Source organism: Streptomyces sp. NBC_01439 (assembly GCF_036227605.1).
Lineage (GTDB): Bacteria > Actinomycetota > Actinomycetes > Streptomycetales > Streptomycetaceae > Streptomyces.
This window is the reverse complement of the sequence record NZ_CP109487.1, coordinates 3415830-3441305: the sequence shown is the minus strand read 5'-3', so window position 1 is coordinate 3441305 and position 25476 is coordinate 3415830. Positions and strand designations below refer to the sequence as shown.

Annotated in this window: 26 protein-coding genes; 20 read left to right on the top strand and 6 right to left on the bottom strand. The window is 70.6% G+C overall.

Annotated features, from left to right (window positions below; translation table 11 throughout):
- Positions 1 to 9 precede the first annotated feature (9 nt).
- From OG207_RS14795 to OG207_RS14730, 14 genes are all read left to right on the top strand, one after another.
- Positions 10 to 657 (top strand): L-threonylcarbamoyladenylate synthase, encoded by a 648-nt coding sequence (locus OG207_RS14795; protein ID WP_030008689.1) that lies wholly within the window; start codon positions 10 to 12, stop codon positions 655 to 657.
- Positions 654 to 1310 carry an arsenate reductase/protein-tyrosine-phosphatase family protein gene (locus tag OG207_RS14790; RefSeq protein WP_329099008.1) on the top strand — a complete coding sequence of 219 codons (657 nt, stop codon included), beginning with the start codon at positions 654 to 656 and terminating at the stop codon, positions 1308 to 1310. Before OG207_RS14795 ends, OG207_RS14790 begins: the two co-directional genes overlap by 4 nt.
- A gap of 62 nt (positions 1311 to 1372) precedes the next feature.
- Positions 1373 to 2602 (top strand): serine hydroxymethyltransferase, encoded by a 1230-nt coding sequence (glyA, locus tag OG207_RS14785; protein WP_329099007.1) that lies wholly within the window; start codon positions 1373 to 1375, stop codon positions 2600 to 2602.
- 116 nt (positions 2603 to 2718) lie between these two features.
- Entirely contained in the window at positions 2719 to 4041 is a 1323-nt protein-coding gene (locus OG207_RS14780; RefSeq protein ID WP_329099006.1) for an MraY family glycosyltransferase, read from the top strand.
- 274 nt (positions 4042 to 4315) lie between these two features.
- Positions 4316 to 4753, top strand: coding sequence for a hypothetical protein (locus OG207_RS14775; protein WP_030386956.1), 438 nt, complete (start codon positions 4316 to 4318; stop codon positions 4751 to 4753).
- Positions 4754 to 4994: 241 nt separating this feature from the next.
- Positions 4995 to 5801: a F0F1 ATP synthase subunit A gene (gene atpB, locus OG207_RS14770; RefSeq protein ID WP_052873741.1), complete on the top strand. Its 807-nt coding sequence runs from the start codon at positions 4995 to 4997 to the stop codon at positions 5799 to 5801.
- Between the two features lie 79 nt (positions 5802 to 5880).
- On the top strand, positions 5881 to 6108 hold the full coding sequence (gene atpE / locus OG207_RS14765) for an ATP synthase F0 subunit C (protein ID WP_030386954.1): 228 nt from the start codon (positions 5881 to 5883) through the stop codon (positions 6106 to 6108).
- Between the two features lie 40 nt (positions 6109 to 6148).
- Positions 6149 to 6691 carry a F0F1 ATP synthase subunit B gene (locus OG207_RS14760; RefSeq protein ID WP_052873740.1) on the top strand — a complete coding sequence of 181 codons (543 nt, stop codon included), beginning with the start codon at positions 6149 to 6151 and terminating at the stop codon, positions 6689 to 6691.
- Positions 6688 to 7503, top strand: a complete 816-nt coding sequence (locus OG207_RS14755; RefSeq protein ID WP_327416468.1) for a F0F1 ATP synthase subunit delta — start codon at positions 6688 to 6690, stop codon at positions 7501 to 7503. The genes OG207_RS14760 and OG207_RS14755 overlap by 4 nt, the downstream gene beginning before the upstream one ends.
- A gap of 130 nt (positions 7504 to 7633) precedes the next feature.
- Positions 7634 to 9229, top strand: coding sequence for a F0F1 ATP synthase subunit alpha (gene atpA, locus OG207_RS14750; RefSeq protein WP_329099005.1), 1596 nt, complete (start codon positions 7634 to 7636; stop codon positions 9227 to 9229).
- 20 nt (positions 9230 to 9249) lie between these two features.
- The gene (locus OG207_RS14745) at positions 9250 to 10167 is read left to right on the top strand and encodes a F0F1 ATP synthase subunit gamma (RefSeq protein WP_329099004.1); all 918 of its coding nucleotides are present in this window, start codon (positions 9250 to 9252) and stop codon (positions 10165 to 10167) included.
- Entirely contained in the window at positions 10167 to 11609 is a 1443-nt protein-coding gene (atpD, locus tag OG207_RS14740) for a F0F1 ATP synthase subunit beta (protein ID WP_314244063.1), read from the top strand. Before OG207_RS14745 ends, atpD begins: the two co-directional genes overlap by 1 nt.
- Before the next feature lie 165 nt (positions 11610 to 11774).
- On the top strand, positions 11775 to 12146 hold the full coding sequence (locus OG207_RS14735; RefSeq protein ID WP_030008701.1) for a F0F1 ATP synthase subunit epsilon: 372 nt from the start codon (positions 11775 to 11777) through the stop codon (positions 12144 to 12146).
- Between the two features lie 190 nt (positions 12147 to 12336).
- Entirely contained in the window at positions 12337 to 12783 is a 447-nt protein-coding gene (locus tag OG207_RS14730; protein ID WP_030008702.1) for a DUF2550 domain-containing protein, read from the top strand.
- A gap of 57 nt (positions 12784 to 12840) precedes the next feature.
- On the opposite strand, the gene OG207_RS14725 is transcribed toward OG207_RS14730, so the two are convergent.
- The 3 genes from OG207_RS14725 to OG207_RS14715 all read right to left on the bottom strand — a co-directional run bounded on the left by OG207_RS14725 (position 12841) and on the right by OG207_RS14715 (position 16701).
- Complete coding sequence (locus tag OG207_RS14725; RefSeq protein WP_329099003.1) at positions 12841 to 14742, bottom strand: glycoside hydrolase family 18 chitinase; 1902 nt, start codon at positions 14740 to 14742, stop codon at positions 12841 to 12843.
- Positions 14743 to 14866: 124 nt separating this feature from the next.
- Complete coding sequence (locus tag OG207_RS14720; protein WP_329099002.1) at positions 14867 to 15520, bottom strand: response regulator transcription factor; 654 nt, start codon at positions 15518 to 15520, stop codon at positions 14867 to 14869.
- Positions 15517 to 16701, bottom strand: coding sequence for a sensor histidine kinase (locus OG207_RS14715; protein ID WP_329099001.1), 1185 nt, complete (start codon positions 16699 to 16701; stop codon positions 15517 to 15519). The genes OG207_RS14720 and OG207_RS14715 overlap by 4 nt, the downstream gene beginning before the upstream one ends.
- Positions 16702 to 16864: 163 nt before the next feature.
- On the opposite strand from OG207_RS14715, the gene OG207_RS14710 reads away from it, so the two are divergent.
- Positions 16865 to 17446 carry a hypothetical protein gene (locus OG207_RS14710; RefSeq protein WP_329099000.1) on the top strand — a complete coding sequence of 194 codons (582 nt, stop codon included), beginning with the start codon at positions 16865 to 16867 and terminating at the stop codon, positions 17444 to 17446.
- Between the two features lie 53 nt (positions 17447 to 17499).
- Here OG207_RS14710 and OG207_RS14705 read toward each other — a convergent pair whose 3' ends face one another.
- A complete protein-coding gene (locus OG207_RS14705; protein ID WP_329098999.1) occupies positions 17500 to 18072 on the bottom strand; it encodes a cob(I)yrinic acid a,c-diamide adenosyltransferase in 573 nt (190 codons plus the stop codon).
- Between the two features lie 106 nt (positions 18073 to 18178).
- On the opposite strand from OG207_RS14705, the gene OG207_RS14700 reads away from it, so the two are divergent.
- The 4 genes from OG207_RS14700 to OG207_RS14685 all read left to right on the top strand — a co-directional run bounded on the left by OG207_RS14700 (position 18179) and on the right by OG207_RS14685 (position 22910).
- Entirely contained in the window at positions 18179 to 18721 is a 543-nt protein-coding gene (locus tag OG207_RS14700; RefSeq protein WP_329098998.1) for a hypothetical protein, read from the top strand.
- A gap of 156 nt (positions 18722 to 18877) precedes the next feature.
- The gene (locus OG207_RS14695; protein WP_329098997.1) at positions 18878 to 19726 is read left to right on the top strand and encodes a 3-hydroxyacyl-CoA dehydrogenase family protein; all 849 of its coding nucleotides are present in this window, start codon (positions 18878 to 18880) and stop codon (positions 19724 to 19726) included.
- A gap of 175 nt (positions 19727 to 19901) precedes the next feature.
- Positions 19902 to 20225 (top strand): STAS domain-containing protein, encoded by a 324-nt coding sequence (locus tag OG207_RS14690; protein WP_030764081.1) that lies wholly within the window; start codon positions 19902 to 19904, stop codon positions 20223 to 20225.
- A gap of 192 nt (positions 20226 to 20417) precedes the next feature.
- Entirely contained in the window at positions 20418 to 22910 is a 2493-nt protein-coding gene (locus OG207_RS14685) for an ATP-binding protein (RefSeq protein ID WP_329098996.1), read from the top strand.
- Positions 22911 to 22965: 55 nt separating this feature from the next.
- Here the strand turns inward: OG207_RS14685 and nucS are convergent, their stop codons facing one another.
- Positions 22966 to 23637 carry an endonuclease NucS gene (gene nucS, locus OG207_RS14680; RefSeq protein WP_030720861.1) on the bottom strand — a complete coding sequence of 224 codons (672 nt, stop codon included), beginning with the start codon at positions 23635 to 23637 and terminating at the stop codon, positions 22966 to 22968.
- A 220-nt stretch (positions 23638 to 23857) separates the two neighbouring features.
- On the opposite strand from nucS, the gene OG207_RS14675 reads away from it, so the two are divergent.
- Positions 23858 to 24250, top strand: a complete 393-nt coding sequence (locus tag OG207_RS14675; RefSeq protein WP_150259400.1) for an SCO5389 family protein — start codon at positions 23858 to 23860, stop codon at positions 24248 to 24250.
- A gap of 88 nt (positions 24251 to 24338) precedes the next feature.
- Here the strand turns inward: OG207_RS14675 and OG207_RS14670 are convergent, their stop codons facing one another.
- Positions 24339 to 25370: an LLM class flavin-dependent oxidoreductase gene (locus OG207_RS14670; protein WP_329098995.1), complete on the bottom strand. Its 1032-nt coding sequence runs from the start codon at positions 25368 to 25370 to the stop codon at positions 24339 to 24341.
- Between the last annotated feature and the right edge of the window lie 106 nt (positions 25371 to 25476).

Below are 25476 nucleotides of genomic sequence, written 5' to 3'. Positions count from 1 at the left end.
GGCCCGCTGATGGCCCGGCGATACGACTGCAACGACGCGACGGACCGCAAGACCGGTCTGCGTGAAGCCGCATCCGCCGTGCGCCGCGGAGAGCTCGTCGTGCTGCCCACCGACACCCTGTACGGGATCGGCGCGGACGCCTTCAGCCCGGAGGCCGTCCACGACCTCCTGGCCGCCAAGGGCCGCGGTCGCGGCATGCCCACCCCGGTGCTCATCGGCTCCCCGAACACGCTCCACGGCCTCGTCACGGACTTCTCCGAGCAGGCCTGGGAGCTCGTCGACGCCTTCTGGCCCGGCGCGCTGACCCTGGTCGCTAAGCACCAGCCCTCGCTCGCGTGGGACCTGGGGGACACCCAGGGCACCGTCGCCGTGCGCATGCCCCTGCACCCCGTGGCGATCGAGCTGCTGACCGAGGTCGGCCCGATGGCGGTGTCCTCGGCCAACCTGTCCGGTCACCCGGCGCCCGAGGACTGCGACGCCGCGCGCGAGATGCTCGGGGACTCCGTGTCCGTGTACCTGGACGGCGGCCCGACGCCCGGCATCCAGCCGTCGTCGATCGTCGACGTCACCGGGAAGGTTCCCCTCCTGCTGCGCGAGGGGGCACTTACCGCAGATCAGCTGCGGGAGGTCGTACCCGACCTCGAGGTCGCCCCGTGAGCCCTGAGGGGCGTGGCATAGCAGGGGGGTACCGGCCGGCGGTAGCCGGAGGAACCACTTTCCGCATACTCCACGTCAGCACCGGGAACGTGTGCCGCTCGCCCATCACCGAGCGGCTGACGCGGCATGCCCTCGCGCACCGCCTCGGCGGCCCCGTCACCGGCGACCTCATCGTGGAGAGCGCCGGCACCTGGGGCCACGAGGGCGCCCCCATGGAGGCCAACGCGGCCGCCGTGCTGGCGGACTTCGGGGCCGACGCCTCCGGGTTCACCGGGCGGGAGCTGCTGGACGAGCACGTCATACGCGCCGACCTGGTCCTGACCGCCACCCGCGACCACCGGGCCCAGGTCATCTCGATGGGCCACTCGGCGGGGCTGCGCACCTTCACGCTGAAGGAATTCACCCGGCTGGTGCGGGCGATAGATCCGGCCACGCTGCCGCCGCTGGACGACGGCATGGCGGAGCGGGCGCGGGCGCTCGTGCGGGCCGCCGCGGCCCTGCGCGGCTGGCTGCTGGCGCCGTCGCCCGACGCGGACGAGGTGTACGACCCGTACGGGGCTCCGATCACCTTCTTCCGCTCCATCGGCGACGAAATCAACCAGGCGCTCGATCCGGTCGTGACGGCCCTGACGGGCGTGACCGCCGCGCGCTGACCGGGCACCGCGGGGTCCGCGGGCCTACAGTGGCTGGTACCCGGTACCCCTGGAGCGCCGCCATGAGCGTCATCACCCAGCCCACGGACCTGCTGCGCGCGCAGGACCCGCAGATGGCCGACGTACTGGCCGGGGAGCGGCAGCGGCAGGCCGACACGTTGCAGATGAGCGCCGCGGAGAACTTCACCTCGACCGCCGTGCTCGCCGCGCTCGGGTCCGCGCTCGCCAACAAGTACGCCGAGGGGTACCCCGGCGCCCGGCACCACGGCGGGTGCGAGTACGCCGATCTCGCCGAGCGGACCGCCGTGGAGCGGGCCAAGGCGCTCTTCGGGGCCGAGCACGCCAACGTACAGCCGCACTCCGGCTCCTCGGCGGTCCTGGCCGCGTACGCCGCCCTGCTGCGGCCGGGGGACACCGTGCTGGCGATGGGTCTCCCGTACGGCGGGCACCTCACCCACGGGTCGCCCGCCAACTTCTCCGGGCGGTGGTTCGACTTCGTCGGCTACGGCGTCGACGCCGCGACGGGCCTCATCGACTACCGGCAGGTCCAGCGCCTCGCCCACGCGCACCGCCCCAAGGCGATCGTGTGCGGCTCCATCTCCTACCCCCGCCACCCCGAGTACTCGGCCTTCCGGGAGATCGCCGACGAGGTCGGGGCCTATCTGATCGTGGACGCCGCCCATCCGATCGGGCTGGTGGCCGGCGGGGCCGCGCCCAGCCCCGTCCCGTACGCCGACGTCGTCTGCGCTACCACGCACAAGGTGCTGCGCGGCCCGCGCGGCGGCATGGTGCTGTGCGGCGCCGAATACGCGGAGCGCGTCGACCGGGCGGTGTTTCCCTTCACCCAGGGCGGGGCCCAGATGCACACCATCGCCGCCAAGGCCGTGGCCTTCGGCGAGGCGGCCCGGCCGGCCTTCACCACGTACGCGCACCGGGTCGTCGCCCATGCGCGGGTGCTGGCGGGCGCGCTCCAGGAGCACGGGTTCACCCTCACCACCGGCGGTACCGACACCCATCTGATCACCGCCGATCCGGCCCCGCTGGGCGTGGACGGTCCGACAGCCCGCGGCCGGCTGGCCGCCGCCGGGATCGTGCTGGACACCTGTGCCCTCCCGTACGGGGACCAGCGCGGCATCCGGCTGGGAACGGCCGCCGTGACCACCCAGGGGATGGGGGAGGCGGAGATGGTCCGGATCGCGGCGTTGTTCGCCGCGGCGCTGGACGGGGATGGCGTGAAAACGCGTACGGAGGTCGGCGAGCTCACGGCCGGATTTCCCCCTTACAGGGAGTAAGCGGAACAAGCGGGGCGTACTGGAACCGGGATGCGGTCCCCTCGCGTCCTCGAAGGAGGTGACATCGCAGCTAATGTGTGGGGCTGAGATGGCCGGCGATACATCTGGGGCAGCCCGTGCGTGAATATCTGCTGACGCTTTGCGTCACGGTCGCGGTGACCTACCTGCTGACCGGGCCCGTGCGGAAGTTCGCGATCGCGGCCGGGGCCATGCCGGAGATCCGCGCCCGCGACGTGCACCGCGAGCCCACACCGCGACTGGGCGGCATCGCCATGTTCGGCGGTCTCTGCGCCGGCCTGCTGGTCGCCGACCACCTGCGGAACCTCAACGGCGTCTTCGAGCTGTCGAACGAGCCGCGCGCGCTGCTCTCCGGCGCGGCGCTGATCTGGCTGGTCGGCGTCCTCGACGACAAGTTCGAGCTCGACGCCCTGATCAAGCTCGGCGCGCAGATGATCTCCGCCGGTGTGATGGTCATGCAGGGTCTGACCATCTTGTGGATCCCCGTCCCGGGCATCGGGACGGTGCCGCTCACCCAGTGGCAGGGCAACCTGCTCACCGTCGCCCTCGTCGTGATCACCATCAACGCCGTGAACTTCGTCGACGGCCTGGACGGCCTGGCCGCCGGCATGGTCTGCATCGCCGCCGCGGCGCTCTTCCTCTACGCGTACCGGATCTGGTTCGGCTACGGCATCGAGTCGGCGGCGCCCGCGACCCTCTTCGCCGCGATCCTGATGGGCATGTGCCTGGGCTTCCTGCCGCACAACATGCACCCCGCCCGGATCTTCATGGGCGACTCCGGCTCGATGCTCATCGGCCTGGTGCTGGCCGCCTCCGCGATCTCCCTCACCGGGCAGGTGGACCCGGACGCGCTCGCCCTCTTCGCGGGTGGTGAGCGCAACGCGACGCACGCGATGCTCCCCGCCTACATCCCGCTGATCCTGCCGCTGACGGTCATCGCGATCCCGATGGCGGACCTGGTCCTGGCCATCGTCCGGCGCACGTGGAAGGGCCAGTCGCCCTTCGCCGCCGACCGCGGGCACCTCCACCACCGGCTGCTGGAACTCGGGCATTCGCACAGCCGCGCGGTCATGATCATGTACTTCTGGTCGGGCCTGATCGCCTTCGGCACGGTGGCCTATTCCGTGCATTCCGCCACGATGTGGATCGTGCTGGCGATCGTCGCTCTGAGCGCCGTCGGCCTGATCCTGCTGCTCCTGCCGCGCTTCACCCCGCGCGCCCCGCGCTGGGCGGAAGGTCTGGTTCCGCCGCGCTACCGCCATGCGGAACGGGCGGCCGAGGCTGCCGCACAGGACGCCTCGGGCCAGGAGCCGGAGCCCGTGAGGCCCATCGCCGCGGGCGTCTCCGGCGTCAACGGAGCGACCGCCGTGGGCCCCCGTTCGCGCTTCCCCGACCGGCGTAAGGCTGAATCCACCCGCTGACCCTCCGGTCACATGTCGGACATGGATGCCCTTTACCAGACAAGCCAGCTGCCTGTCGCGCACACACGCGCAGGGTCACTCTCATGTGTGACAGTCGGCACACCGAGCAGGTAAAGCTCTCATCAAATAGTTTGTGATACCGTTCACTAAACCCGGCGACAGAGCCGAAGGACCGTAGTGCGACGGCCCCTTGGCCCGAGGTTCTCTCTCGGACCGGGCTTACGCTCGTCCTGTACGAGTCCAGTGCCCCCACCACCACGCGGAGCAAACCGCCATGCGGTCAGATGACGTCCGACTCCTCCTGCAAGCCGCTGTACCCACAGCTGTAGCCGGCGCTATCGCCGCCGTGATCAGCGCGTTGGTCGTCGGCAGCAAGGGTGCAGTCGGAGCCGTCGTCGCGACGCTGGTCGTGATTCTGTTCATGGGCATCGGATTCGTCGTTCTGCAGCGCACGGCGAAATCACTTCCGCATCTCTTCCAGGCCATGGGGCTCATGCTCTATACGGCCCAGATCCTGCTGCTCTTCGTGTTTGTCGCGGCGTTCAAGAACACCACCCTGTTCAACCCCAAGGCGTTCGCGATCACGCTCGTCGCCACCACCCTGGTGTGGATCGGCGCGCAGACCCGTGCTCACATGAAGGCCAAGATTCTTTACGTCGAGCCGGACTCGGTGAAGGGCGACAAGCCCGAAAATCCGGGGCCGAAGTCGTGAAGGGTAGGGCCGGGATAAGTGGGCGTTCGAGATCCTGCTATCGTCCGGTGCCAACTGCGGCACTGCGGGCGCGGGCATCTGAGCTGACGCCTGTTCCATCGCGAGGCTCGATGCCTGACTGCCGCCCCACCATCCGTTACACCAGTCCAGTGCCGAACCGCGGCTGCGCGCCGCGCCGACACAACGAGGTTGCCGTACCTATGCGCCACGCTGAAGGAGCCCTGCGGTGAGTGCTGCTGACATGACGCTCGCCTTCGAGATCAATTGTCATTTCGAAGACGGCACTGGCTGCGGCTTCCCGGGCCCGACCCTGTACTCGTTCCTGTTCAAGCCGATCTTCGGCGACGACAGCGGCCTGTACTTCAACAAGACGATGCTGCTGGCCCTGCTGGGCTCGATCATCATCGTCGGCTTCTTCTGGGCCGCGTTCCGGAAGCCGAAGGTCGTCCCGGGCAAGCTGCAGATGGTCGCCGAGGCCGGCTACGACTTCGTGCGCCGCGGCATCGTCTACGAGACGATGGGCAAGAAGGAGGGCGAGAAGTACGTCCCCTTCATGGTCGCGACGTTCTTCTTCGTCTGGATGATGAACCTCTGGTCCATCATCCCGCTCGCCCAGTTCCCGGTGACCGCGGTCATCGCGTACCCGGCCGGTCTCGCCCTCGTCATCTACGTCATGTGGATGTCGGTGACCTTCAAGCGCCACGGCTTCGTCGGCGGCTTCAAGAACATCACCGGCTACGACAAGTCGCTCGGCGGGATCCTGCCGCTGGTCATGGTGATCGAGTTCTTCTCGAACGTCCTGGTCCGGCCCTTCACCCACGCGGTCCGACTGTTCGCGAACATGTTCGCCGGTCACACCCTGCTGCTGCTGTTCACCATCGCCAGCTGGTACCTGCTGAACGGGATCGGCATCGCCTACGCGGGCGTCTCGTTCGTCATGGTCATCGTGATGACCGCGTTCGAACTCTTCATCCAGGCTGTCCAGGCCTACGTCTTCGTGCTCCTGGCTTGCAGCTTCCTGCAGGGCGCGCTCGCCGAGCACCACTGAGCGCGACCCGCTCCAAGCAATCCCCCAGTCGTCCGGTGGCCAACCCCCACCGGTCCGTGAAAGAGAAGGAAGAACTGGCATGTCCCAGACCCTTGCTGCCGTCACCGGTTCCCTCAGCTCCGTGGGCTACGGCCTCGCGGCCATCGGCCCCGGCGTCGGCGTCGGCATCATCTTCGGTAACGGCACCCAGGCGCTCGCCCGTCAGCCCGAAGCTGCCGGTCTGATCCGCGCCAACCAGATCCTCGGCTTCGCCTTCTGTGAGGCGCTCGCCCTCATCGGTCTGGTCATGCCGTTCGTCTACAGCTGACGAACCCCACGACTAGTCCGAATCGACGAAAGGCACTGATGTGAACCTCCTGGTTCTCGCGGCCGAGGAGCCGGGTAACCCCCTCGTCCCGCCGATCCCCGAGCTCGTCATCGGTCTGCTCGCCTTCGTCATCGTCTTCGGTTTCCTCGCGAAGAAGCTCCTCCCGAACATCAACAAGGTTCTGGAAGAGCGCCGCGAGGCCATCGAGGGCGGTATCGAGAAGGCGGAATCCGCCCAGACCGAGGCCCAGAGCGTCCTGGAGCAGTACAAGGCCCAGCTCGCCGAAGCCCGGCACGAGGCCGCGCGCCTGCGCCAGGAAGCGCTGGAGCAGGGCACTGCGCTCAAGGAAGAACTGCGCGCAGAGGGCCAGCGGCAGCGTGAGGAGATCATCGCTGCCGGCCACGCCCAGATCGAGGCGGACCGCAAGGCCGCTTCCCAGGCGCTGCGCCAGGACGTGGGCAAGCTCGCCACCGACCTGGCCGGAAAGCTCGTCGGCGAGTCCCTTGAGGACCACGCCCGGCAGAGCCGCACCATCGACCGTTTCCTCAGCGAGCTCGAGGAGAAGGCCGAGGCGGCCCGATGAACGGAGCGAGCCGCGAGGCGCTGGCCTCCGCGCGTGAGCGTCTCGACGCGCTGACGGACAACACGTCCGTCGACGCGGCGAAGCTCGCCGGTGAGCTGGCTGCCGTCACTGCGCTGCTCGACCGTGAGGTCTCGCTGCGTCGGGTCCTGACCGACCCGGCGCAGTCCGGCGAGGCCAAGGCCGAGCTGGCCGGGCGGCTGCTCGGCGGCCAGGTCGGCGGGGAGACCCTCGACCTGGTGTCCGGCATGGTCCGGTCCCGCTGGTCGCAGTCCCGCGACCTGGTGGACTCGCTGGAGGAGCTGGCGGCCACCGCCGACCTCACGGCGGCCCAGCAGGGCGACGCGCTCGACAACGTCGAGGACGAGGTGTTCCGGTTCGGCCGGATCGTCTCCTCGAGCACCGAGCTGCGTTCCGCGCTGACCGACCGTGCGGCGACCGCCTCCGCCAAGAGCGAGCTGCTGCGCAGCCTGCTCGGCGGCAAGGTGAACGCCGTCACCGAGCGCCTGGTGATCCGTCTTGTCACGCACCCGCGTGGACGTAGCCTGGAAGCGGGACTCGAGTCCCTTTCCAAGCTCGCCGCCGAGCGCCGTGACCGCATGGTCGCCACCGTGACCAGCGCGGTTCCGCTCAGCGACGTGCAGAAGACGCGTCTCGGCGCGGTGCTGGCCAAGCTGTACGGCCGCCAGATGCACCTGAACCTCGACGTGGACCCCGAGGTCCTCGGCGGGATCTCGGTGCGAGTCGGCGACGAGGTCATCGACGGCACCATCGCGGACCGCCTCGCCGAGGCGTCGCGCCGCATGGCCGGCTGACCAGCCACCAATAGAACAGAAGCATTCCTAGCGGCCCGGTTGGGCCGTGCAGAACTTGCAGAAGATTCCTGGGGGTCGCCCCCAGACCCCTAAGAAGCTTCAGGCCCAACAAGGAGAGCAGGGAACCCAGATGGCGGAGCTCACGATCCGGCCGGAGGAGATCCGGGACGCACTGGAGAACTTTGTCCAGTCGTACCAGCCGGACGCGGCCTCGCGCGAGGAGGTCGGAACGGTCAGCGTTGCCGGCGACGGCATCGCGAAGGTGGAGGGTCTGCCCTCCGCCATGGCGAACGAGCTGCTGAAGTTCGAGGACGGCACCCTCGGTCTCGCCCTCAACCTCGAGGAGCGCGAGATCGGTGCGGTTGTCCTCGGCGAGTTCAGCGGTATCGAGGAGGGCCAGCCGGTGCAGCGCACCGGTGAGGTGCTCTCGGTCGGCGTCGGCGAGGGCTACCTCGGCCGCGTCGTCGACCCGCTCGGCAACCCGATCGACGGTCTCGGCGAGATCGCGACCGAAGGCCGTCGCGCCCTGGAGCTCCAGGCTCCTGGCGTCATGGTCCGCAAGTCCGTCCACGAGCCGATGCAGACCGGCTACAAGGCCATCGACGCCATGGTGCCGGTCGGTCGCGGTCAGCGTCAGCTGATCATCGGTGACCGTCAGACGGGTAAGACCGCTCTGGCCGTCGACACGATCATCAACCAGCGCGACAACTGGCGCTCGGGCGACGTGAACAAGCAGGTCCGCTGCATCTACGTCGCCATCGGCCAGAAGGGCTCGACCATCGCGTCCGTTCGCGGCGCCCTGGAAGACGCCGGTGCGCTCGAGTACACGACGATCGTCGCCGCCCCGGCGTCCGACCCGGCCGGCTTCAAGTACCTGGCGCCGTACACCGGTTCCGCCATCGGCCAGCACTGGATGTACGCCGGCAAGCACGTCCTGATCATCTTCGACGACCTGTCGAAGCAGGCCGACGCCTACCGCGCCGTGTCGCTGCTGCTGCGCCGCCCGCCGGGCCGCGAGGCCTACCCGGGTGACGTCTTCTACCTGCACTCCCGTCTGCTGGAGCGCTGCGCGAAGCTGTCCGACGACATGGGTGCCGGTTCGATGACCGGTCTGCCGATCGTCGAGACCAAGGCGAACGACGTGTCGGCGTTCATCCCGACCAACGTCATCTCCATCACCGACGGCCAGTGCTTCCTCGAGTCCGACCTGTTCAACGCGGGCCAGCGCCCGGCGCTGAACGTCGGTATCTCGGTCTCCCGCGTCGGTGGCTCCGCCCAGCACAAGGCCATGAAGCAGGTTTCCGGCCGTCTGCGCCTGGACCTGGCCCAGTACCGCGAGCTGGAGGCGTTCGCCGCCTTCGGTTCCGACCTGGACGCCGCGTCGAAGGCTTCGCTGGAGCGCGGCAAGCGTCTGGTCGAGCTGCTGAAGCAGGGCCAGTACCAGCCGATGCCCGTCGAGGAGCAGGTCGTCTCCGTCTGGGCCGGTACCACCGGCAAGATGGACGACGTCCCGGTCGCCGACATCCGTCGCTTCGAGTCGGAGCTGCTGGAGCACCTGCGCCGCGAGCGCAAGGACCTCCTCACCTCCATCGCCGAGGGCGGCAAGATGTCGGACGACACCCTGACGTCGATCGCGGACGCCATTGCTTCCTTCAAGCGCCAGTTCGAGACCTCGGACGGCAAGCTCCTGGGCGAGGACGCACCGGCCGTCAACGTCTCCAAGTGACGACGGAAGGGACCTGACTCATGGGAGCGCAGCTCCGGGTCTACAAGCGTCGCATCCGTGCCATCACGGCGACCAAGAAGATCACCAAGGCGATGGAGATGATCGCCGCCTCGCGCATCGTCAAGGCGCAGCGCAAGGTGGCGGCATCGATGCCGTACGCGACCGAGCTCACCCGTGCGGTGACCGCGGTGGCGACCGGCTCGAACACCAAGCACGCCCTGACCACCGAGGCCGAGGCGCCGACCCGTGCCGCGATCGTGCTCATCACGAGCGACCGCGGTCTGGCCGGCGGCTACTCCTCGAACGCCATCAAGCAGGCGGAGCGGCTCACCGAGCGGCTGCGCGGCGAGGGCAAGGAGGTCGACACCTACATCGTCGGCCGTAAGGGGCTGGCCTACTACGGCTTCCGCGAGCGCAAGGTCGCGGATTCGTGGACCGGCTTCACCGACAGCCCGGCCTACGCCGACGCCAAGCGCGTCGCGGGGCCGCTGATCGAGGCCATCCAGCTGGAAACGGCCGAGGGTGGCGTCGACGAGCTGCACATCGTCTACACGGAATTCGTGTCGATGATGACGCAGAACCCGGTCGACGGCCGGATGCTGCCGCTCAGCCTTGACCAGGCTCCGGAGGAGACCAGCACGAAGGGCGAGATCCTTCCGCTGTTCGACTTCGAGCCGTCGGCGGAGGACGTCCTCGACGCCCTGCTGCCGCGCTACGTCGAGAGCCGCATCTACAACGCACTGCTGCAGTCGGCCGCTTCCGAGCACGCCGCCCGCCGCCGCGCGATGAAGGCGGCGACCGACAACGCCGGAGAGCTCATCAAGAGCCTCTCCCGGCTTGCCAACGCGGCCCGCCAGGCCGAAATCACCCAGGAAATCAGCGAGATCGTCGGTGGCGCGAGCGCCATGGCTGACGCGACCGCGGGGAGTGACAAGTAATGACGACCACTGTTGAGACGGCCGCCGCCACGGGCCGCGTCGCCCGGGTCATCGGCCCGGTCGTCGACGTGGAGTTCCCCGTCGACGCCATGCCCGAGATCTACAACGCCCTCAAGGTCCAGGTCACCGACCCGGCCGAGGACGGCGCGCTCAAGACCCTGACCCTCGAGGTCGCGCAGCACCTGGGTGACGGCCTCGTCCGTACCATCTCGATGCAGCCGACCGACGGCCTGGTCCGCCAGGCCCCGGTGACCGACACGGGCGAGGGCATCACCGTCCCCGTCGGTGACTTCACCAAGGGTAAGGTGTTCAACACCCTCGGTGAGGTGCTGAACTACCCGGAGGAGAACGCCAACGTCACCGAGCGCTGGCCGATCCACCGCAAGGCGCCCCGCTTCGACGAGCTCGAGTCGAAGACCGAGATGTTCGAGACCGGCGTCAAGGTCATCGACCTCCTCACCCCGTACGTCAAGGGTGGAAAGATCGGTCTGTTCGGTGGTGCCGGTGTCGGCAAGACCGTTCTGATCCAGGAAATGATCTACCGCGTCGCCAACAACCACGACGGTGTGTCGGTGTTCGCGGGCGTCGGTGAGCGTACCCGTGAGGGCAACGACCTCATCGAGGAAATGGCCGACTCCGGCGTCATCGACAAGACGGCGCTCGTCTTCGGCCAGATGGACGAGCCGCCGGGCACGCGTCTTCGCGTCGCGCTCGCCGGTCTGACCATGGCGGAGTACTTCCGCGATGTGCAGAAGCAGGACGTGCTCTTCTTCATCGACAACATCTTCCGGTACACCCAGGCGGGTTCCGAGGTGTCGACCCTGCTCGGCCGCATGCCCTCCGCGGTGGGTTACCAGCCGAACCTGGCCGACGAGATGGGTCTCCTCCAGGAGCGCATCACCTCGACCCGTGGTCACTCGATCACCTCGATGCAGGCGATCTACGTCCCCGCGGACGACCTGACCGACCCGGCGCCGGCGACCACCTTCGCCCACCTCGACGCGACGACGGTTCTCTCCCGTCCGATCTCCGAGAAGGGCATCTACCCGGCCGTGGACCCGCTGGACTCGACGTCCCGCATCCTCGACCCGCGGTACATCGCGGCGGACCACTACGCCACGGCGATGCGCGTCAAGGGGATCCTGCAGAAGTACAAGGACCTCCAGGACATCATCGCGATCCTCGGTATCGACGAGCTGGGCGAGGAGGACAAGCTCGTTGTCCACCGTGCCCGTCGCGTCGAGCGCTTCCTGTCGCAGAACACCCACGTGGCGAAGCAGTTCACCGGCGTGGACGGTTCGGACGTTCCGCTCGACGAGTCGATCACCGCGTTCAACGCGATCTGCGACGGTGACTACGACCACTTCCCCGAGCAGGCGTTCTTCCTGTGCGGTGGCATCGAGGACCTGAAGGCCAACGCCAAGGAGCTGGGCGTCTCCTGATCCGGCGCGCTCCTCACGGAGCGCATCCGGTTCGCAGGCCGCCGGCGAAGGCCGACGCCGTCTGCAGACGGAGAGGGGCGGGTGTGTCCCGTCCCTCTCCCCACGCCCATTAGAATTTGACCCAACACCCGGCCGACCCGCCGGGTGGTGACCCGAGGAGCCACCTTGGCTGCTGAGCTGCACGTCGAGCTGGTCGCGGCGGACCGCAATGTCTGGTCCGGCGAGGCCACCCTTGTTGTCGCCCGCACCACGTCCGGCGACATCGGCGTCATGCCCGGTCACCAGCCGCTTCTCGGTGTGCTGGAATCGGGCCCGGTGACCATCCGTACCAGCGACGGCAACACCGTCGTCGCCGCGGTGCACGGCGGTTTCATCTCGTTCGCGGACAACAAGCTGTCCCTGCTGGCCGAGATCGCCGAGCTCGCGGACGAGATTGACGTCCAGCGTGCGGAGCGGGCACTGGAGCGCGCGAAGGCGGAGGCCGATGCGGCCGCCGAGCGTCGCGCTGATGTCCGGCTGCGCGCCGTAACGGGCTGAACGCCCGTCGGAGTTTGATCGTTTGAGTCCCGGGGGGCGACCTCCGGGACCCGACAGACCTCAGCCGCGGTCCGTGCTGGAATTTTCCAGACCGGGTCGCGGCTGAGGCGATGCAGGTCCTCCCCCAGACTCCGTCTGGGAGGGGCCCCCGTTTCTCATGTGTATTCGATGAGCGAGGAGGTCGGTGAAGATGCTCCTCGCTCTGCTTGTGAGCGGCCTGGTCGTCATCCTGGTGGTGATCGGGCTGTTTGTCTTCGGGTTGCGCCGCAGACTCATCCAGCGGTCCGGCGGCACCTTCGACTGCAGCATGCGCTGGGGCGTGTCCGAGGAGCCCGACATCTCCGGCAAGGGCTGGGTGTACGGGGTCGCGCGCTACAGCGGTGACCGGATCGAGTGGTTCCGGGTGTTCTCGTACTCCCCGCGCCCGCGGCGGCTGCTGGAGCGCTCCTCCATCGAGGTCGTCGCCCGCCGTGCCCCGGAGGGCGAGGAGGAGCTGGCGCTGCTCTCCGACGCCGTCGTGCTCGGCTGCCTCCACCGGGGGACCCGCCTGGAGCTGGCGATGAGCGAGGACGCGCTGACCGGGTTCCTCGCGTGGCTGGAGGCGGCGCCCCCCGGCCAGCGGGTGAACGTGGCCTAGCCGGTACGCCGAGAAGCCGGGGAGACGGGGGCGGACCCGTCTCCCCGGCTTCGGTCCTTATTGCAGCCCGGTGTGGATCGCGTTCGCGAGTTCACCGTTGGTGGTGTCGCCGCTGAACTCCCAGAAGAAGGCCCCCTTGAGGCCCTGCTGCTTGGCCCAGGTCATCTTCCCGGCGATCGTGGCGGGGGTGTCGTAGCTCCACCAGTTGCTGCCGCACTTGGCGTAGGCCGTGCCGGCGACCGTGCTGGTCGCCGGGCAGCTGGTCTTGAGCACCTTGTAGTCCTCGATGCCCTGCTCGTACGTGCCCGGCGCGGGCCCGGTGGCGGTGCCGCCGGGGGCCGCCTGGGTCACTCCGGTCCAGCCGCGGCCGTAGAAGCCGATGCCGAGGTTGAGCTTGGCGCCGGCGACGCCCTTGGCCTTGAGCTTGGCGATGGCGTCGGCCGAGTTGAAGCCGGCCTGCGGGATGCCCGCGTAGGAGGTGAGCGGGGAGTGCGGGGCCGTCGGGCCCTGGGCCGCCCAGGCACCGAAGAAGTCGTACGTCATGACGTTGTAGAAGTCGACGTACTGCGCGGCGCCCGCGTAGTCGGCCTTGTCGATCTTGCCGCCGTCCGAGGCGTCGGCGGTGATGGCCGCGGTGACCAGGTTGTTCGCGCCGAACCGGGCCTTCACGGCCTGCATCAGGTTCTTGAAGGCGGCCGGGCCGCTGGTGTCGCAGGACAGGCCGCAGGCGTTCGGGTACTCCCAGTCCAGGTCGATGCCGTCGAAGACGTCGGCCCAGCGCGGGTCCTCGACCAGGTTGTAGCAGGACTGGGCGAAGGCCGTCGGGTTGGCGGCGGCCTGCGGGAAGCCGCCGGACCAGGTCCAGCCGCCGAAGGACCACAGGATTTTGATGTTGGGGTAGGCCTTCTTCAGCTTGCGCAGCTGGTTGAAGCTGCCGCGCAGCGGCTGGTCCCAGGTGTCGGCGACGCCGTCGACGCTCTGGTCGGCGGTGTAGGCCTTGTCGTAGTCGGCGTAGGCGTCCCCGATGGTGCACTGGCCGTTCTGGACGTTGCCGAAGGCGTAGTTGATGTGGGTGATCTTGCCCGCGGTGCCGGAGGTGACCAGGTTCTTCACGTGGTAGTTGCGGCCGTAGACGCCCCAGTTGGTGAAGTAGCCGAGCTTGACCTTGCCGCCCGGGTCCGGGGGGATGACCCCGCCGGTCGTGGTGACCGTGGTGGAGCCGGAGGAGGGGCCCGTCTGGTCGATGGTGTCGCGGGCGGTGACGCTGTACGTGTACGTCGTGCCCTTGGTCAGGCCGGAGTCGGCGTAGCTGGTCCCGGTGACCGTGGCGATCTTGGCGGAGCCCCGGTAGACGTCGTAGTTCTTGACGCCCTTGTCGTCGGTGGCCGGGGTCCAGGTCAAGGTGAGCGAGGTGTCGGCGACGTTGCTCGCGGTGGGGGTGCCGGGAGCGGTGGGGGGAGCGTCGCCGGGCGGAGTGGTGCCGTCGCAGGAGGCGCCGTTGATCTTGCACCCGCTCGGGGCGCCGGCGCCGGCGCCGTTGAAGCCGAAGCTGGCGCTCGCGCCGGGGGCGAGGGTGCCGTTCCAGCCGAGGTTCTTGGCGGTCCAGTGGGTGCCCGAGCTGGTGACGGTGGCGTCCCAGGCGGAGGTGACCGAGGTGCCCGCCGGGTAGTCCCACTCCACGGTCCAGCTGCTGAGGGTGGTGGTGCCGGTGTTCTTCACCACCCACTTGCCCTCGAAGCCGGAGCCCCAGTCGGAGACCTTGGTGTACGTCGCCGTCGCGGCTGCGGCTGCCTGGGCCGGTCCGGCCAGTGCGACGAGGCCGGTGACGGGCAGGGCGAGCGCGGCCACGATCGCCGCGACGCGGTGGAAGAGCCGGGTGCGCCCGGTGCGGGGTGGGGATGCTGTGCTCAAGGGTGATCCTCCGTAGGTCCGTCGCGGTCGTGGGGCCGACTGCGACATGGGGGTGGGACCTGCGCCGCCCGTGAGCACGCTTTGTCATGGCACGCTCACCACAGTGTTGCGGCGAGCGTAGAAAGGTCTGGACCAACCGTCAAGAGGTCCAGACCGGTGCGCGCCTACGTGCCTATATCCCCAACTCCTGCGCCAGCACGGCCGCTTGGAGCCTGCTGCGCAGCTCCAGCTTGCCGAGCAACCGGCTGACGTGCGTCTTGGCCGTCGCCTCCGCCATCTCCAGGCGCACGGCGATCTCCGCGTTCGACAGGCCCTCGCCCAGCGCGCTCAGCACCTCCCGCTCCCGCCGGGTGAGAGAGGCGACCGCCGCGGCCCGCTCCGGCGCCGGGGCGGGCCGCGCCGGGCGGGGCGCCGCGAACTCCGCGATCAGCCGCCTGGTCACCGCCGGGGAGATCAGCCCCTCCCCGCGCGCGACGGTCCGTACCGCCGCGATCAGCTCCGCGGCGTCCGCGTTCTTCAGCAGGAAGCCCGCGGCCCCCGCGCGCAGCGCCCCGAAGACGTACTCGTCGAGGTCGAAGGTGGTCAGCACCAGGACGTCGGCCAGGCCCTCCGAGACCACCTGACGGGTCGCGGACACCCCGTCGAGCCGGGGCATCTGCACGTCCATGAGGACGAGATCCGGCCGTAGCTCCCGGGCCAGGCGCACCGCTTCCTCGCCGTCGCCCGCCTCGCCCACCACCTCCACGTCGCCCGCGCTGCGCAGGATGAGCACCAGCCCGGCCCGGACCGCGCCCTGATCCTCCGCCACCACCACCCGAATGGTCATGCCTCCACCGCTTTCTCCTCCGCGGGCAGTGTCGCCCGCACCTGCCAGACCGCACCGGACCGCCCCGCCGTGAACTCCCCGCCCAGCAGCTCCGTCCGCTCCCGCATGCCGATCAGCCCGGCTCCCGAGCCCGGGGCGCGGGGCCCGGGCCGATCCCCGAAGGGCGAGTCCACCCCCACGGTCAGCAGCCCGTCGGCGTGCGCCACGCGGACGGTGACGGTGCCCGGGGCGGCGTGCTTGAGGGCGTTGGTCAGCGACTCCTGGACGATCCGGTACGCGGCGAGTTCCACGGGCGCCGCCGCAGGCTCCCCGGAGGGGCGGTCGTCGTGGAGCGCGAACGTCAGCCCGCTGGCCGAGCCGTTGGTCCTGGCCTGCCCGAGCAGGGCCTCCAGGCCGTCCAACGAGGGCACGGCGACCGGCTCCGTGTCGCCGCCGGCGTCCCGCAGCAGCCCGATCAGCCGACGCATTTCGGCCAGTCCCTGCACGCTGTTCTCGCGGATCACCCCGAGCGCGTCCCGGCTGGTCGCGGCCGTGTCGATGGAGAGCGCGGCGGTGGAGTGGATGGCGATGGCGGAGAGGTGGTTGGCCACCATGTCGTGCAGCTCGCGGGCCATCCGGGCGCGCTCGGCAGCCACGGCCTGGCTGCGGTCCATCTCGGCCAACAGCGCGGTCTGCTCGGCGCGCAGCCGCGCGGCCTCGGCGGCCTCGCGGTGGTTGCGCAGGGTGGCGCCGGTCAGGGCCGGGCCGAAGCTCACGATGCCGGTGATCGCGCCGATCAGCAGGGCCTGCGGGACGCGCAGCCAGGCCAGCGACGCGATGGTGACCACGAGGGTGACCATGCCGGTGGTGATCGGGAGCCGCCGGGCCATGGCCGGCTTCCCGTACACGACGGCGGCGTACATCAGGTCGGTGAAGATCACGACGGTGGCGAGGCTACCGACGGTGAACTGGTCGACGATCACCCCGATGGTGCCGACGGTCAGGGTCAGATTCGGCTTGGTGCGGCGCAGCAGCTCCATCGAGCCGAGGACCACGAGCGGGACCAGGGCCGCCCAGGCCGGCAGGAAGCCCCGGCCGGGGCTGCTGTAGACGCCGAGCGACCAGAAGACCAGGCCCGCGGCCGTGCTGACCACCGCGAGGAAGACGTCGTCACGGTGGGGGCGCAGGCTCTTCTCGGTCACGTTCCCATCCAACAGGGTGCACGGGCCCCGCACGTCGGCAGGCAGGCCGAGGTTCGGGTACATCGAACGATGCAGGCCCACATGGTCAATGGAGACGACGTATCGGACCCGGCCGGACGGGAGCCTGGAAGGGAACGGAGAACCCGAGCGGACGGAGAGTCCCATGATCGTCGCGCTGATCATCGCCTGCGAGGTCGGCTTCTGGGTACTGCTGGCGGCCGGACTGGCGCTGCGGTACCTCGCGAAGATGCCCGGGCTGGGGGCGGCGGTCCTGCTGTGCGAGCCGCTGATGGAGCTGATCCTGCTGGTCGTCACCACGGTCGACCTCAAGAACGGGGCGGAACCCGACTGGAAGCACGGTGTCGCGGCGCTCTACATCGGCTACACCGTGGCCTACGGCCACTACACGATCAAGTGGCTCGACGGGCACGCCGCGTACCGCCTGGCCGGCGGGCCCAAGCCGGTCGGCGCCGGCTACGGCAAGGCGCGGGCCGTCCACGAGTGGAAGCTGTGGGCCCGCACCGTCCTCGGCGCGGCCGTTGCCCTCGGCCTGCTCCAGGCGGCGATCTGGCACGTGGGCGACACGGGCGACGTCAGCTCGCTGCAGGGCTGGCAGTTCGCCGCCCTGCGGGTGGTCGGGATCCACGCCCTGGTCGCCGCGGCGTACACGGTCTGGCCGAGCAAGCCCCCGGCCGTCCCGGACGCCGCCGCCGAGGAACGCAGGCTCGCCCGGACCGACGGTTAGGCGGTGTCACGCCGGTCGGGCCGCGGGCCCGGACCGACCGGCGGTACCCCCGCTCAGCGCTCGCCGCCCGGCACCCACAACACGTCCCCGACCTCCTTGTTGGCCACCCGGGCCAGGATGAACAGGAGGTCGGAGAGCCGGTTCAGGTAGGTGGCGGTCAGCGGGTTCATCACCTCGCCGTGCACCTCCAGCGCCGCCCAGGTCGAGCGCTCGGCGCGGCGGACCACGGTGCAGGCCTGGTGGAGCAGGGCCGCGCCGGGGGTGCCGCCGGGGAGGATGAAGCTGCGCAGCTTCTCCACCTGCTCCAGGAAGAGGTCGCAGTCCGCCTCCAGCTTGTCCACGTAGAACTGCTCCACGCGCAGCGGCGGGTACTCCGGGTTCTCGACCACCGGGGTGCACAGGTCCGCTCCGACGTCGAACAGGTCGTTCTGCACGCGGACCAGGACCTTCACCACGTCCGCCGACAGCCCGCCGAGCGCGATCGCCGTCCCGATGGCCGCGTTGGCCTCGTTGGCGTCGGCGTACGCGGAGATCCGCAGGTCGGTCTTGGCGGTACGGCTCATGTCGCCCAGAGCGGTCGTGCCCCGGTCGCCGGTACGGGTGTAGATGCGCGTGAGGTTCACCATGCGGCCAGGGTAGACGGCCCCGCCGGGGAAAATCCGGGCGAGGTCGCCGCTGTCCGCGTACGGTCCGAGGGGGCCGTGGGAGCCCCGGGAACGGGGGAGCGGCCACGTGGCCGACGCGTACTACACCTGGCGGCTGGCCGAGGCCGCCCAGCAGATCGACCTCCTGGCGGGCTTCCTGGCGACCCGGCACGCACCGGGTCCGGACCACCACCTCGCCGAACCGGCCGAGTGCGCCCGGGACGGGCGCGCGGCCGTGGCCGCCGGGCGGCTGGGGGAGGCCCTCGACCGCGTCGACGACCTGCGCGAGCACGCCGCCCGCTGGGCGGAGCATCCGCACCATCCGGGCGAACCGGGCGCCGCCGAACACGACGCGCGTGTCTGGGACTACGCCAAGGACATGCTGCGCGCGGAGCACGCGCCCGCGCGGGCGTACCTCCCCGCGGCCCGCGACATCCTCGCGCGGCTCCGCTTCCTGCAACGGGAGATCCATACCTGCCCGCACGCGGACGCGCAGGCCGGGGCCGACGCGCACTACCTCGCGGGCCGGGGCGCCATGGCCGTCGAAATCGGGCATCTCGGGGCCGCGCGCAAGGAGCTGCGGCGACTGCGCGCACTGGCCGAGAAGTGCCCCGGGGCCGACGGTGCGTGAACTGGACGGCCGGGCAGGGCTGCTGGGCCGTACCGGTGTGATGTCCGTCATCTGAGACGTGACGCGTGTTACTTCACGGTCACACCGCACCGCCCGGGCGCTAGTCTCCGCCGGAGTGACTACGTGACTGTGCCGTAGGGAAACGAGGGGTGTGTAGTGGCTGGGAAGCTCGCCGTCATCGGTGCCGGACTCATGGGTTCCGGAATCGCGCAGGTCTCCGCTCAGGCGGGTTGGGACGTCGTGCTCCGCGACGTCACCGAAGCCGCGCTGACCCGTGGCACGGACGGAATCAAGGCCTCCTACGACAAGTTCGTCTCCAAGGGGAAGCTGACGGCGGAGGACGCCGAGGCGGCGCTCGCCCGCATCACCACCACCACGGACCTCGACGCGGTCGCCGACGTCGACATCGTGGTGGAGGCGGCCTTCGAGAAGATCGAGATCAAGCACGAGATCTTCCGCGCCCTGGACAAGATCGTCCGCGAGGACGCGATCCTCGCCTCCAACACCTCCGCCATCCCGATCACGAAGATCGCGGCCGTGACGGAGCGTCCGGAGCGGGTCGTCGGCGCCCACTTCTTCTCGCCCGTTCCGATGATGCAGCTGTGCGAGCTCGTGCGCGGCTACAAGACGAGCGACGAAACCCTCGCCGCCACCCGCGCGTTCGCCGAGTCCGTCGGCAAGACCTGCATCGTCGTCAACCGCGACGTCGCCGGCTTCGTGACGACCCGTCTGATCTCCGCGCTGGTCGTCGAGGCCGCAAAGCTGTACGAGTCGGGCGTGGCCTCCGCCGAGGACATCGACATCGCCTGCAAGCTCGGCTTCGGTCACGCCATGGGCCCGCTGGCCACCGCCGACCTCACGGGCGTCGACATCCTGCTGCACGCCACCAGCAACATCTACACCGAGTCCCAGGACGAGAAGTTCGCCCCGCCGGAGCTCATGCGCCGGATGGTGGACGCGGGGGACTTTGGGCGCAAGAGCGGCCAGGGCTTCTACAAGCACTGAGGCCTGGCCCTGCCACGGAGCGCCACCGTTCGAATGCCTTCACCCCTAAGGGTGAATTAAGTATCGGTTCGCTCACGGTCGGCAACTTCCCTGCCCGCGCGGCAGTCAGTTGCAGTGAGAGTTGCCGACCACGGACCAGTCGGACCATACGTACGCAGTACTGCCGGGAGTACACATGCACATCAGGGGCGACCACGCCGAACTCGCTGTCGGGGGCCGCCTCGACGTGCGCAGCGCGGCGGACGCCCGTACGGCCCTCCACTCCGCCCTCGATGACGGCCAGGGCGATCTCGTGCTCGACCTCACCGGGCTCGACTCCTGGGACGCGACCGGTCTCGGCGTGATCATGGGAGCGCACCGCCGCGCCGGCCGGACCGGCCGGCGCCTGGTCCTGCGCGGCGTGCCGCCGCAGATGCAGCGGCTGCTCGTCGCGACCCGGCTGCACCGGATCCTCGCGATCGAAGGCGGCCTGGAAGCCGAGTCCCTGCCCCGCGTCTGACCGGCACCCCGCTGACCTCCGCATTCCCTGCGGAAACGTAACGGTCCGGTGGTGATCGCACCCCTGCGGTTTCCCGCACGACCGGCCACCGTCTAGGGTTCGGGCGGAAACCGGACCGGTGGCGACAGCGGGTGCGCGAAGGCCGGGCGGTACGACGGCGAGGCGCGCGGCCCGCGATCGGGGGACTGGGTCATGGACCGTACACACGGGCAGACCGAACAGCACGAGCAGCCCACGGGCGGCTCCGCGCCCGTGGCGCCCACGGTCTCCGCGACGCCCGCGGCGGCCTGGCCCGCACGGGTCGTCAGCCTGACCGCGGGCGGGTTCGCCCTCACCGTCAACCCGGTCGACGGCAGCGAGATCGAACCGCTGCGCCCCGGCACCGAGCCGGCCCGACCCGCCAAGCGCACCGAGGCCGCCCGCGCGGCTCGTGCCACCGCCGCCCGGCCGCCCGCACTGCCGGGCCCGGCCGCGCCCGCCCGCCCCTTGCTGGAGCGCGAGGAGGAGTGCGAACGGCTGGTGCGGCTGCTGGGCCGGGGCCGGTCCGTACGCCTGACCGGGCCCTCGGGGTCCGGCCGCAGCGCACTGCTCGACGCGGTCGCCGACCGGTGCGCGGGCCTCGCGCCCGACGGCGTCGTACGGCTCAGCGGATACGGGCACCAGCAGCCCGGCGAACTGCTCCACGCCCTCTACGCGACCGTGTACGAGGCCGAGCAGCAGCGCCCCGGACGGGCCGAGCTCCTGGCCCGCGTACGGGAGATAGGCGCCGTCGTCCTCCTGGACGACCTGGAGATGGGCGGGACCGCCCTCGACGAGCTGATGCGCGCCACCCCCGAATGCGCCTACCTGCTGGCCGGGACCCCCGACACCCGGGCCCCCTCCGACGACTCGCACGTCGAGGAGGTCTTCCTCGGCGGACTGGGCAAGGCCGACTGCCTGGAACTGCTGGAAGCGGGCGTCGGACGACCGCTGACGGACGAGGAGGCCGCCTGGGCGGGGGACCTGGGCTTCGCCTCCGAGGGGCTGCCCCTGCGCTTCGTACAGGCCGCCGCGCTGCTGCGGCAGCGGGACGAGCTCAACCACAGCGACGAGGACGACGAGGAGGAGGAGCCCGGCGTCTTCGAAGGGCGCCCGCGCGACGCCGTGCACGTACCGCTGCCGACCCTCGCCGAGGCCGCCGCCCCGGCAGAGCTGCTGGCCTCGCGGGTCAGCGAGTCGGCGCGCGCGGCCCTGCGCATCGCGTGCGCGCTCGGCGGCGAACTCCCGCACCACGCGCACCTGCCCGCGCTGGTGGGGGACACCCACGCCGACACGGCGGTGGCGGAGCTGCTGGCCTGCGGCCTGCTGACGCCCGTCGGGACGCGGTACCGGCTGGCGTCCGGCGTCGCACGACAGCTGGAGGAGGTCGGCTACGGGGACACCGCGCCGGAGGCGGCCCGCACGGCCGCCCGGCACTACGCCTGGTGGACCGGGCACGCCTCGGTGGTCCCGGAGCGGGTCGCGGCGGAGGCGGATGCGGTGCTGGCGGCACTGGCCGGAGCGGACGTGGTCGCGGCGGTGCTGCTGGCGCGCACGGCGGCTCCGGCGTTCGCGGCCTCGCTGCACTGGGAGGCCTGGGAGCGTGTGCTGCGCTCGGGAGCGGAGGCCGCGCGCAAGGCCGGAGAGGTCGCCGAGCAGGCGTACTTCCACCACGAGCTCGGGGTGCTGGCCCTGTGCGAAGAGCGCCTGGACCGGGCACGGGCCGAGCTGGAGACCTCGATCGGGCTGCGGGGCGCCCTGGCCGACAAGCGGGGCACGGTCGCCGGGCGGCGGGCGCTCGCGCTCGTCGTCGACCAGGAGACGGCGGGGGCAGCCGCATCACCCCCGCTGCGTCTGGAGGCGCCGGTCGCTGCTGCCGCGGCCGGGGAGGCCGTGACGGTGGCCACGCCGGCCGCCGCGGCACCCAAGGCCGCCCCCGCGCCCATGACGGCCCCCTTGCCCACGACGTCCCCGGCGGCCTCCGAGGCGCCCACGAGCAAGGTGCCCCCCGTGGCTCCCGGAGCCCGGGTCGCCCCCGTGGCCCCGGTATCCGCCGAGGCCGTGACCCGGATGACCCCGGTCGTGCCGGTGACCGGCCGCTCGGACGCGCCCACGACGCTGTCCGAGGTCTTCGAGGACGCCTTCCCGCTGAATCCGAAGCCCGCCCCGCCCGCACCGCCCGCCGCGCCCCGGCCCACCACCGCACCGACCCCGTCCCCCGGCCGTCGCCGGCTCGTCCTGCTGGCCGGCGCGGGCGCACTGGCGGTGGTGGCGCTGGGGACGGCCGTGAGCCTCGCCCTGAGCTCCTCGGACAGCGCGCCCCCGGAGCAGGGACCGGCGGTGTCCGCCACCCCCACGGTCACGGAGTCCACCACGACCACCGTGAACAGCGGGAACGATCCTGCACCGGAGCCGCCCGTATCGGCCCCGCCGGCGGAAACCTCCGCGCCCGGGCAGAGCGCCGCCCCGACCCCGGGCCGCAGCCCCGCCCGGACCCCGTCGCGCCGCCCGTCCCCGACGCCGCCCAAGTCCCCGCCGGCGACACCCGTTTCGCCCGCGCCGACCAGCGCGGAGCCCTCGCCGACCCCGACGGGGACCGGCGAGCCCACGCCGACGGCCACCGCCACCCAGACGGGTACGGCCGTCTCACCGGTCACGGAGCAGTGAACGACAACGGCTCCGTCCCTCGGGACGGAGCCGTTGTGCGGAGCGCGGCGGAGTATCAGAACAGGCGGAGCTTGTCGTCCTCGATGCCGCGCAGCGCGTTGTAGTCCAGGACCACGCAGTCCATGCCGCGGTCCGTCGCCAGGACCTTCGCCTGCGGCTTGATCTCCTGGGCCGCGAAGACACCCCGGACCGGGGCCAGGTGCGGGTCGCGGTTGAGGAGTTCGAGGTAGCGCGTCAGCTGCTCGACACCGTCGATCTCGCCGCGGCGCTTGATCTCCACGGCCACCGTCGCGCCCGAGGCGTCCCGGCACAGGATGTCCACCGGGCCGATCGCCGTCATGTATTCGCGCCGGATCAGCGTGTAGCCCTCGCCCAGCGTTTCGATGCGGTCCGCGAGCAGTTCCTGGAGGTGCGCCTCGACGCCGTCCTTGATGAGCCCCGGGTCGGTGCCGAGCTCGTGGGAGGAGTCGTGGAGGACTTCCTCCATGGTGATGATGAGCTTCTCGCCCGCCTTGTTGATGACCGTCCAGATGTTGGCCTCATCACCGCTCCCCTCCTTGAGGGTGCACGGCGGCGACATCCAGTTGAGCGGTTTGTACGCTCGGTCGTCCGCGTGGATCGAGACACTGCCGTCGGCCTTCACGAGGATCAGACGGGGTGCCGAGGGCAGATGGGCGGTGAGCCGGCCCGCGTAGTCGACGGAGCAGCGGGCGATGACGAGACGCATGGTCGGCAACGCTACTCGACGAGAAGGCCTTCACGCGATTCGCCCCTGAAAGCCCCGTTCGCCGATGGCGCGTTGTATGCGCATTCTCCTGGTGCGTCACCGATGGGACGCCTACCGTGGTGAGCGGGAGGTTGTCGAGCGTGCACTCTGCGTCGCGACCTCCTTCCCTGCCCGTAAGACTCCGGCAACCCAAACGGCCGGGGTCGCGAGAGGAGAACCCATGTCGCTCGACGTCTCACCGGCCCTACTCGAACAGGCCGAGCGAGGCGAGGTCGACGAAGCCGCTTTCGTCGACTGCGTCCGGACCTCCCTGCCCTTCGCCTGGGAGATGATCAGCTCGCTGGTGGCTCAGCTGAAGGTGGACGGCGGAGAGTTCGCCGACAACCAGACGCCGCCCCCGGACGAGCAGGCGCGGGGGCAGCTGCTGCGCGCCCTCGCGAGTGACGCGATACGCGGTGCGCTGCAGCGGCACTTCGGAGTGCGCCTGGCATTCCAGAACTGCCACCGGGTGGCGGTGTTCCCGCTGGATTCCTCGGTGGACGACCGGCTGGCCAAGTTCACTTCGATCCGCGGTCAGCTGCTCAACCAGTCGCCCGAGCTGCGCGACTGCTAGGCCCTGCCGGCCGTGTCCGGGCCGCCTCTTTCGGATCATGCCGTTCGGGCGTGATCCGAAAGAAACGTCCAGGTGGGGCCGGCAGCTCTCAGCCGAGGCGGGGAAGGACCTCGACGCCGAGCCGGCGTACGTTCTCCTCCGTCGCGGCAAGATCGCCCGAGCCCTCCGTCAGGAAGGCGAAGCGCGTGATGCCCGTCCGTGCCGACGTGGCCGCCAGTCGGTCCGCCGCCACCTGCGGGGTGCCCACCGGGTGCAGGTCGCACAACAGTTCCGTGTAGGCGACCGGATCCCGCATCGCGCGCGCCCGACCGTCCACCGTCACATGCGCGTCGAGGCCCTGCTTGAGCCAGCCCGGCATCGCCTTCAGCAGGGTCTCGCGCGCGTCCGCCGTACGGTCCGCGATCTGGCACACCCCGGCGGAGACGTGCCCGGCGTCCACCACCTGCTCGTGCGAGTGGCCCGCCGCCAGCGCCGTGCTGCGCCACAGCGCGATCATCTCGGCCTTCGTGTCGTCCCCGCAGTGCATCCCGAGGAGCATCGGCAGCCCGCGCTCCGCGGCCATCCGCACCGACGCCGGCGAGGTGCAGGCCACGATGACCTCGGGCCCCGCCGCGTCCCCGTCCAGGGCCTCCGAGGGGCGGGGCACGACGGCCACCTCGCGGAACCCGTACCGCTCGCCGGCGGCGCCCACCCGCGCCTCCGTCAGCCAGCGCCGCAGCAGGTCCAGGGCCTCCGGGAAGCCGTTCTCGTAACTGTCCAGGCCGCCCCCGAACACCTCCAGGTCGATCCAGGGCCCGCCGCGGCCCACCCCGAGGGTGAACCGGCCGCCCGAGGTCATGTGCAGCAGGGCCGCCTGCTCCCCGAGCGCCACCGGGTGCGTGCTCGGCAGCACGCTCACCGCCGTGGCCACCCGCAGCCGCCGGGTCCGACCCAGCAGCAGGGCCGCCAGGGTCACCGCCGAGGGACAGACCCCGTAGGGGACGAAGTGGTGCTCGGCGAGCCAGACCGAGTCGAGCCCGGCCTCCTCTGCCACGTCGGCGGTCCGCACCGCCCGGTGCAGTGCCTCTCCCTGTCCCTGGCCCGGGAACTGGGCCGCCAGTACAAACGCTCCTACGCGCATCGCCTTTATCCTCCTCGCGGCTGACGCGGCCTCCCCCAGGTGGACCGGTTCTTCCTATGGCAACAACGTCTGACACGTGCCAAAGGCACGGGCTGACACGAAAGTT

Coding starts and splice junctions, on each gene's coding strand:
- OG207_RS14795 (WP_030008689.1), top strand. CDS start 10: ATGGCCCGGCGATACGACTGCAACGACGCGACGGACCGCAAGACCGGT.
- glyA (WP_329099007.1), top strand. CDS start 1,373: ATGAGCGTCATCACCCAGCCCACGGACCTGCTGCGCGCGCAGGACCCG.
- OG207_RS14775 (WP_030386956.1), top strand. CDS start 4,316: ATGCGGTCAGATGACGTCCGACTCCTCCTGCAAGCCGCTGTACCCACA.
- atpB (WP_052873741.1), top strand. CDS start 4,995: ATGACGCTCGCCTTCGAGATCAATTGTCATTTCGAAGACGGCACTGGC.
- atpE (WP_030386954.1), top strand. CDS start 5,881: ATGTCCCAGACCCTTGCTGCCGTCACCGGTTCCCTCAGCTCCGTGGGC.
- OG207_RS14755 (WP_327416468.1), top strand. CDS start 6,688: ATGAACGGAGCGAGCCGCGAGGCGCTGGCCTCCGCGCGTGAGCGTCTC.
- atpA (WP_329099005.1), top strand. CDS start 7,634: ATGGCGGAGCTCACGATCCGGCCGGAGGAGATCCGGGACGCACTGGAG.
- OG207_RS14745 (WP_329099004.1), top strand. CDS start 9,250: ATGGGAGCGCAGCTCCGGGTCTACAAGCGTCGCATCCGTGCCATCACG.
- atpD (WP_314244063.1), top strand. CDS start 10,167: ATGACGACCACTGTTGAGACGGCCGCCGCCACGGGCCGCGTCGCCCGG.
- OG207_RS14730 (WP_030008702.1), top strand. CDS start 12,337: ATGCTCCTCGCTCTGCTTGTGAGCGGCCTGGTCGTCATCCTGGTGGTG.
- OG207_RS14725 (WP_329099003.1), bottom strand. CDS start 14,742: ATGTCGCAGTCGGCCCCACGACCGCGACGGACCTACGGAGGATCACCC.
- OG207_RS14720 (WP_329099002.1), bottom strand. CDS start 15,520: ATGACCATTCGGGTGGTGGTGGCGGAGGATCAGGGCGCGGTCCGGGCC.
- OG207_RS14710 (WP_329099000.1), top strand. CDS start 16,865: ATGATCGTCGCGCTGATCATCGCCTGCGAGGTCGGCTTCTGGGTACTG.
- OG207_RS14705 (WP_329098999.1), bottom strand. CDS start 18,072: ATGGTGAACCTCACGCGCATCTACACCCGTACCGGCGACCGGGGCACG.
- OG207_RS14690 (WP_030764081.1), top strand. CDS start 19,902: ATGCACATCAGGGGCGACCACGCCGAACTCGCTGTCGGGGGCCGCCTC.
- OG207_RS14685 (WP_329098996.1), top strand. CDS start 20,418: ATGGACCGTACACACGGGCAGACCGAACAGCACGAGCAGCCCACGGGC.
- nucS (WP_030720861.1), bottom strand. CDS start 23,637: ATGCGTCTCGTCATCGCCCGCTGCTCCGTCGACTACGCGGGCCGGCTC.
- OG207_RS14675 (WP_150259400.1), top strand. CDS start 23,858: ATGTCGCTCGACGTCTCACCGGCCCTACTCGAACAGGCCGAGCGAGGC.
- OG207_RS14670 (WP_329098995.1), bottom strand. CDS start 25,370: ATGCGCGTAGGAGCGTTTGTACTGGCGGCCCAGTTCCCGGGCCAGGGA.